9 protein-coding genes are annotated in these 7,487 nt (G+C 40.0%); 3 read left to right on the plus strand and 6 right to left on the minus strand.

The window, feature by feature from the left end; all coding sequences use genetic code 11:
• Positions 1-341: 341 nt before the first annotated feature.
• From AC2VE5_RS22995 to AC2VE5_RS23010, 4 genes are all read right to left on the minus strand, one after another.
• A complete protein-coding gene (locus AC2VE5_RS22995) occupies positions 342-647 on the minus strand; it encodes a HigA family addiction module antitoxin (protein ID WP_486889993.1) in 306 nt (101 codons plus the stop codon).
• Between the two features lie 25 nt (positions 648-672).
• Positions 673-966, minus strand: a complete 294-nt coding sequence (locus AC2VE5_RS23000; RefSeq protein WP_486889994.1) for a type II toxin-antitoxin system RelE/ParE family toxin — start codon at positions 964-966, stop codon at positions 673-675.
• A 264-nt stretch (positions 967-1,230) separates the two neighbouring features.
• Positions 1,231-1,794 (minus strand): pentapeptide repeat-containing protein, encoded by a 564-nt coding sequence (locus AC2VE5_RS23005; protein WP_486889995.1) that lies wholly within the window; start codon positions 1,792-1,794, stop codon positions 1,231-1,233.
• A 37-nt stretch (positions 1,795-1,831) separates the two neighbouring features.
• Positions 1,832-2,200 (minus strand): VOC family protein, encoded by a 369-nt coding sequence (locus tag AC2VE5_RS23010; protein WP_486889996.1) that lies wholly within the window; start codon positions 2,198-2,200, stop codon positions 1,832-1,834.
• A 97-nt stretch (positions 2,201-2,297) separates the two neighbouring features.
• Between AC2VE5_RS23010 and AC2VE5_RS23015 the strand changes: the two genes are divergently transcribed.
• Genes AC2VE5_RS23015 through AC2VE5_RS23025 form a run of 3 tightly spaced genes read left to right on the plus strand, consistent with a single transcriptional unit; the run spans position 2,298 to position 5,543 of the window.
• Positions 2,298-3,374: an aldo/keto reductase gene (locus tag AC2VE5_RS23015; protein WP_486889997.1), complete on the plus strand. Its 1,077-nt coding sequence runs from the start codon at positions 2,298-2,300 to the stop codon at positions 3,372-3,374.
• A gap of 20 nt (positions 3,375-3,394) precedes the next feature.
• A complete protein-coding gene (locus tag AC2VE5_RS23020; RefSeq protein ID WP_486889998.1) occupies positions 3,395-4,477 on the plus strand; it encodes a class I fructose-bisphosphate aldolase in 1,083 nt (360 codons plus the stop codon).
• A 58-nt stretch (positions 4,478-4,535) separates the two neighbouring features.
• Positions 4,536-5,543: a 1-acyl-sn-glycerol-3-phosphate acyltransferase gene (locus AC2VE5_RS23025; RefSeq protein ID WP_486889999.1), complete on the plus strand. Its 1,008-nt coding sequence runs from the start codon at positions 4,536-4,538 to the stop codon at positions 5,541-5,543.
• A gap of 133 nt (positions 5,544-5,676) precedes the next feature.
• Here AC2VE5_RS23025 and AC2VE5_RS23030 read toward each other — a convergent pair whose 3' ends face one another.
• Both AC2VE5_RS23030 and AC2VE5_RS23035 read right to left on the minus strand, forming a co-directional pair.
• On the minus strand, positions 5,677-6,756 hold the full coding sequence (locus AC2VE5_RS23030; RefSeq protein ID WP_486890000.1) for a hypothetical protein: 1,080 nt from the start codon (positions 6,754-6,756) through the stop codon (positions 5,677-5,679).
• Between the two features lie 267 nt (positions 6,757-7,023).
• Entirely contained in the window at positions 7,024-7,266 is a 243-nt protein-coding gene (locus AC2VE5_RS23035) for a GmrSD restriction endonuclease domain-containing protein (protein ID WP_486890001.1), read from the minus strand.
• Positions 7,267-7,487 lie beyond the last annotated feature (221 nt).

The raw sequence follows: 7,487 nt of genomic DNA on the forward strand, positions 1-7,487 counted from the left end.
TTACTTTCTGCTTGACTGTCTCTAGGTCTAGATGAGGACAGGCTTGCGTTACTTGACTCCTGTACATTTATCTTTGCCAAAGTTCTCTCTATTTAATACTCTACTACCTCTGACCACAACTTAGTATTAGGATGATTCAACCCATAAGCATGACTACCAGCTAAACCAACAAAAATAGTTCTCTCCTCAACTTCTTTTCTATTCATTTTTTAAAACGAAGACTGATGTAAAATTAAAGATTCCAATCGGGATCGCACATCATAAACTTCTTTGCCATGAGAAGCTGCAACAATCTCCCCAGGCGGTGGATAGCCAATATTAGTTAAATGCGCGATCGCACGTTACTTCTTCATTAGCGGTTTGATTTTTTCTAAAGCATCTGCTTCCTTCTGCTGTGCATGGTATAAATCCCATCGCAGTTGAAGATTTAACCAGAAGTCAGGCGACATCTGAAAAAATTTAGCTAAACGTAGCGCAGTTCTAGGCGTAATTCCTCTGCGACCATTGATAATTTCATTAATCCGTTGGTAAGGAACTCCAATCTCTTGAGCGAGAGTAACCTGCGTTATATTCATCGGCTCTAAAAACTCCGCTTTCAACATCTCTCCAGGATGCGTCGGAACTCTATGGGTAGGAATACGAATCATCTGGGTTTCCTATAAATGGATGTGTTTAGTGATAATCAACAATTTCAACATCTTCTGCGCCGTTTTGTGTCCAAATAAAGCAGATACGATATTGGTCATTAATCCGAATGCTGTATTGACCTTGGCGACCGCCCTCTAACGCTTCCAATCTATTTCCTGGTGGAATGCGAAGCTCGTTTAGTTCAACGGCGGAATCGATTTGATCTAACTTTCTAAATGCAACGCTGTATAGGGTTTGAGGACAGGTTTTACGTGCGTACTTTGTATTTTCGCCATTAAAAATATCTTCAGTGCCTACGTCTTTGAAAGACAATATCATGCTAACACCCTATCACGGTTATCATGCTATCCTGTTATAGCGTATTAGTACAGTAAGGCGTTTCTTAACCTAAGATTGAAACAGCGTTTGATTGGAGAAAGACCAATACTTAGCGGATTAATTTGTTGAAACTACAAAATATCTTAAATCAGCAATCTGATTTACCTAAATTTAATTTTAATGCTGGTTATGACAATTTATTAACGTTAGGTCAATATACTCCAAGTAAGGTCAGTAGATCGGTTCCACTGCTAACAGATACTATCAAAAGGGAATTTCTTTAGGGTCGGGTCTAGCCAAGTCACAATAAATCCCAGAGTGGAAGATACCGTTGGGATCGATGGTATTCACGTAACCAGCCCCATAGAAGCCAGCGTTGCGGATATAATCTCCAATTTGTCCGATAGAGGATCCATCGCTCCTTCTCAATCCTCTCAAATCACATCGCTCAAAAATGAATTCATCAACATATTGACCAATAATTTGACAGTATCTCCAATTACAGTCAACAAATTTTCCCCTGAAGAAACACCCTTCCATGACGGAATATTGCAAATTGCACCCAATCAGGTCTGGCATCTGACAGAACTCCCATTTACTATAGGAGAAATTGCAGTTGGTGAACTTGCTTCCAATAGTGACATTAGTAGTTGGGTAACGTTCGATAAGAATTTTCTTAAAAATGGCTCCAGTGAAATCGACCCCTTCCAAACTAACGTCATCTCCACCTCCACGAACCAAAAGGATGTCAGACAACATGACACCTTGAAAGTCTCTCTCCCCAGCAGCATATCTCTCCAACAACTCTTCTTGAATCATGTCTTGCATCCCAACACCTCTCAATACCAGGGGAAGGCGATCGCATTTAAGACTGGTGTAAAATTAATCGATTGCCATCAGGATCACAAGCATAAACTTCCTTGCCGTGAGAAGCTGCAATAATTGCCCCAGGCGGTGGATAGCCGATATTAGTTAAATGCGCGATCGCACTTCCCAAATCCTCCACTTCCAAACACAGACTCATACTACTGTTGCGACTATTAGCAAACTCTGCATTGTTGCTTTTATGCGGCTGAAAAATGCCCAATCGCAAGCCAGAGATTTCAAACTCAGCATACACATTTTGCCGATAAATCTGCGGTTTTTTTTGCCATAAGCTTGTATAGAACGACACTAGCTTATCTAGATCGCTCGTTGCCAAAGTCACAAACACCGCCGTGCAATTAGAAAGCATATAAAACCTATATGGGTTCAACCTACCTATAGATAGGTGTTTTTAAGGAAGCAAAAAGAATAATTATAAAAACAAAATTATAGATTAGAGATAAATAATGACCGAAAATAACAATCCCCTATTTAATTGGAAACGGCGCGAGTTTTTGAAAAGAGTAGGGATAATTGGTGCTGGAGTAGCCTTAACTGACTTAGTATTGCAAAGTATTGATGTAGATAAAGCGATCGCTGCTACTCCTCCCCCCACAGCTTCCGGTACAGTACCAAAACGCAAATTTGGACGCGCTAATATCGAAGTATCTGCCCTTGCTTTAGGCGGTTATCATATCGGGATGGTAAAAACCCAAGCCGACGCTACTCGTCTCATCCATGAAGCAATGGATGCGGGAGTAACGTTTATAGATAATGCTTGGGAATACAACGACGGTAAAAGCGAACAATGGGCGGGTGTAGCGCTGCAAGATAGACGAGACAAAGCTTTTTTGATGACAAAAGTCTGCACTCATGGGCGTAATGCCAAAGTAGCAATGCAGCAATTAGAACAATCTCTGCGGCGCTTAAAAACAGATTATATCGATTTGTGGCAAGTACATGAAGTTATTTATGACAACGATCCCGCCTTGCATTTCGCTAAGGGCGGAGTAATTGAAGCTTTAGAAAGAGCCAAAAAAGAAGGAAAAGTTCGTTATGTTGGTTTTACAGGACATAAAGACCCAGCAATTCATCTCAAAATGCTTTCCTACAATTTTCCCTTTGATGCCTGTCAACTACCGCTTAACTGTTTTGATGCTAACTTCCGTAGCTTCGAGCAGCAAGTTTTACCTGAACTCAATAAGCGGGGAATTGCCGTAATTGGGATGAAAAGCATGAGCGGTGGTGGCGAACCCGTGAAAAAAGGTGTAATTACGCCTCAAGAGGCTTTGCGCTACGCTATGAGCTTACCTGTAACTACTACAGTCAGTGGAATCGATTCCTTACAAGTGCTGCGACAAAACTTATCTGTAGCGCGAGGATTTAAGCCCATGAATACCGAACAACTGCAAGCGCTGCGCGATAAATTTGCGACTTTCGCCGCCGATGGACGTTTTGAACTGTACAAAACCTCTAAAAAGTACGATGGCGCACCAGGTAGAGAACAACACGGATTTCCACCAGAAGAACAACTAACAACCTAAGTATTTGAGGAATAATTGCTATGACTGCAACAATATCTGCCCCTCAATCAATTGAATCGCTGCTAGGTAAGGAAGCTGAAGACTTACTGACATACAAAGCCAAAGTTTCTAAAGACTTATTGCATCTACCAGGATCAGACTTTATAGATCGAATATTTGCAATAAGCGATCGCTCTCCCCAAGTATTGCGTAGTTTACAACAACTATATTCCTTTGGACGATTGGGTAATACGGGTTACTTATCAATTTTGCCCGTAGACCAAGGTATCGAACACTCGGCGGGGGCTTCCTTTACACCCAATCCGATGTACTTTGACCCGGAAAATATAGTAAAACTTGCGATCTCATCTGGTTGTAACGCGGTAGCTACTACTTTAGGCGTTTTAGGCAGTGTTTCCCGCAAATACGCCCACAAAATTCCTTTTATTGCCAAAATCAACCACAACGAATTGCTGACTTTCCCCAACCAATTCGATCAAATTATGTTCGCTTCGGTAGAACAAGCTTGGAACTTGGGGGCGGTAGCAGTAGGCGCAACAATTTACTTTGGTTCGGAACAATCTACGCGGCAAATTCAAGAAGTAAGCAAAGCTTTCGCCCGCGCCCACGAACTCGGAATGGCAACAATTTTGTGGTGCTACCTCCGCAACAACGCCTTTAAGCAAGACAAAGACTATCACCTCGCCGGGGATCTTACCGGACAAGCAAACCACTTAGGCGTAACGATTGAAGCGGACATTATCAAACAAAAGTTACCTGAATGCGATCGCGGTTATGCAGCCGTAGAAAAAGCTTCAGGTAAAAGTTACGGCAAAACAAACGATCGCATTTATTCTGACTTAACCAGCGATCACCCCATTGATTTGACTCGCTACCAAGTTCTAAATTGTTATTCTGGGCGTGCCGGGTTAATTAATTCGGGTGGGGCTTCAGGGAAAAATGACACTGCTGAGGCAATTCGTACCGCCGTAATCAATAAACGTGCTGGTGGTTCGGGCTTAATATCGGGGCGTAAAACTTTCCAGCGTCCTTTTGAGGAAGGCGTAAAGCTGTTCAATGCCATCCAGGATGTTTATTTATCCCCAGATGTGACTATTGCTTAACCTATTGCGCGATAGGTAAGTAGAGTTACTATTTATCTAGCCCATTGATAGTTTTGAATTGGAGTGCATTGAGTTGCTCTTGAGCGATCGCCAATATCAATTTACTTGGTTCGATTGGTTTTGTCTTTGGTATCCCCCAGGTTGGCTAATTTTATTTAACCGTCACTGGCAACGCTACAAAAACGATCCTGATGGTTGGAATTGGCTGGAATACTTATTGTTCCTGATTCCTGGGGGATTTTATCTAGCTTTATTAATTCGCTGGGTGCGTTTGGGCTGTCGTCTACCGCGTCCTCAAAGCGAACAATTTGACTTGAGTTATCAGCAGCATTTTAGCGAGGAAATTCTTGCTCCCATAGTCAACCATTATTTTCGCGCCCAATTGCACCAAACTGATAATTTACCCGCAACGAAATCTTTTATTGTAGCAATGAATCACGCCGGGATGTGTTTCCCTTGGGACTTTTTAAGTTTGGGTTATCTATTAAGTGATAAGCAGCCAGGTTGGGTATTGCAACCATTAGCGGATGTATCTTTATTTGAACATCCTTGGTTAATTTGGTGGCTACCTCCAGGTTGGGCAAAAGTGATGGGGGGAGTTCGCGCCCAGATGGATGATTTTGAGCAAGCAGTAGAACAAAAAACTATTTTACTGTATGCCCCAGAAGGTTTACGAGGACCTAGTAAAGGGTGGAAAAAACGCTATCAATTAGAGACATTTGACCTAAGTTTTATGCGTTTAAGCGAAGTTTCATCGATCCCAATTTTGCCTGTCGTTTGTATGGGTAATGAATATTTGCACATCTGGGCTTTTAATATCAAAAGACTTGCTAGACGGTTGCAATTACCTTTTTTACCGATATCCCCATTAATGTTTATTTTCGTACTGTTTCCCTCCATGGGGGTGTGGGCAGCTAGAAGTAAATTAGATTACTACATTCAACCTATACACAACACTCAGCCTGTAATAGAAAATTCGTTAGTAAAAGCGCGATCGCGTTTCTACAAACAAGCCCAAGAATTGCGCGACAAAATGCAAAACCTAATTGCGATGAACCGAGGTTAATGCGCTCATCATATAGTTATTCATTCTCAACGCAATTCTTTTTATATTGACTTTTGTGGTTACTGCTAGTTTGTTAGCTTTTATAGTAACTTATGTACTTTAAAATAGTATTCTAGTCAGAGTGTGTTTATATCTAAGAGTTTTGAATCAATTTTTTAGCAAACGCTGCCAGCAATTTTGAAGGTTGGTTCTGGAAGCTGGGAAAATTATTATTAAATGTATCTAAAGGACAAAAAGCACTATTCAAAACTTCATTTAACAAGTCTTCCTTGGGCATTAAATAAACATATTCTGATGGTTTCTTGCGCCCAATTCTTTTATTTTCTGCCGCACTTAAGAAGCAAAAATTAGCCAAACAACTAATACGATTTTCCGGTACATTATTATCTTTTAAGTAGGCTTTGGGATAGACATGATGAAATTCTGTTTTATTATACTTTTGTAAAACTTTTTCTAAATCAACTAATGAACCAGACAGAAACGATTTTGGGTTATTCTTAGCAAGAAGTAAAATAAAAGTTTTAGTATTCGCATTATTAAAATTAAATTGATTGCTTATAAAAAAATCTTCATTAATATCACATGAAAACTCTCCTAGTTCACTAGCTTCACCATTTTTAAGTTTAAAAACCTCTTGAATATCACCTATAGTAGTTTTTCTGGTCTGACTACGATACCTACCTGTGAAGCAAGATTTCCAAAACCATTTTATTAATCTGTCATAAGCTTGTGAGTCTTTGTATGATACTTCTTTTCCTTGTGGCTCTGCAAAGAAAACAGCTAAAGGGATGATTAATGCTGAATACGGAAGATTCTTGAGTGATGAAATTTTTAACTGTGTTCTCATAAAGTCAATAGAACCCAAAATTCCATTTCTTACCCTTGGGAATGCTGCTCGCACCTCATTACCATTTAATTCTAGTAATTTATCAGGAGTTGGTTCATTCTTTAAAATAGCTGCGGCGCATCTCAAAATAAGATCGGAATCTTCTCCAACTTCAGAGAATCCGAATTCTTCAAGATCATCCCTCAACTCTTTAAAGCTCTCTAGAAGATCAAAATCTTCATTCCACGTCCAAGCTGATAGTAATTGAAGTGTATCAAGTGCTACACCTAACCTGTTTATACGCTCAAAAACGATTGCAACTGTTGCTCTATTGTCTGTCTTCAGAATCTGAACAGGAATAGAAACCTCCTTAAACTTCTCTTGCAATTTATCTAATCGTCTGATCTGTTCACTATTAAATTGATTTGTTGCCCCTCTGGAGAATACAGAGGGGCAACAAATCATTTAGTGGAAAATGCTTTTGTGGAATAACTTGCTCATTTTGTAGAGCAAGGAACTGGCTTTCCTGAACATTCTCATCTGCGTCAAGATCAAAATATATTTTGAGCCATCCACTATCTACAGATGGTTCTAATTCAGTTTGAAATACAGAAAATATTGATGTAAGCCGTTGTTGACCATCCAGAACATAATCTATAGGATAATCTTCTCTTGGCTCTGGAAGTTCAAACTGCCAAGCCTTTTTTCAATGGAGAGCTTGGACTTAGTTCTCCAAAAAAGTAATGAGCCGAAAGGATATCTTTTATAAATACTATCCATTAAATAGGCAACTTTATCCATTTCCCAGACAAAGCCACGCTGGAAAGCAGGAATTCGGATGCCTCCACTACTTACTGAGTCCAGTAATTGCCTAACAGAATAAGGCTGATACTCCATGCTATTTTATTTATCCTCAGTATTTTAATCGCTAAGTATAGCACTTGCATAAGCAAAGATTTAGATGTGACCATCTAAATCTTTGCTTCATCTAATACCAATTCTGAATGAAGGTGCGCTAAATTAGCATAAGTGTAAGGGGAAAGGAAAAGTTATGAGTCGTCCGTTCCAAGTGGAGATATCTGAAAGCAAAGAAATGTTGGAGAAAGCACTCAAATATG

It is taken from the genome of Aliterella sp. E5.1 (assembly GCF_057473825.1).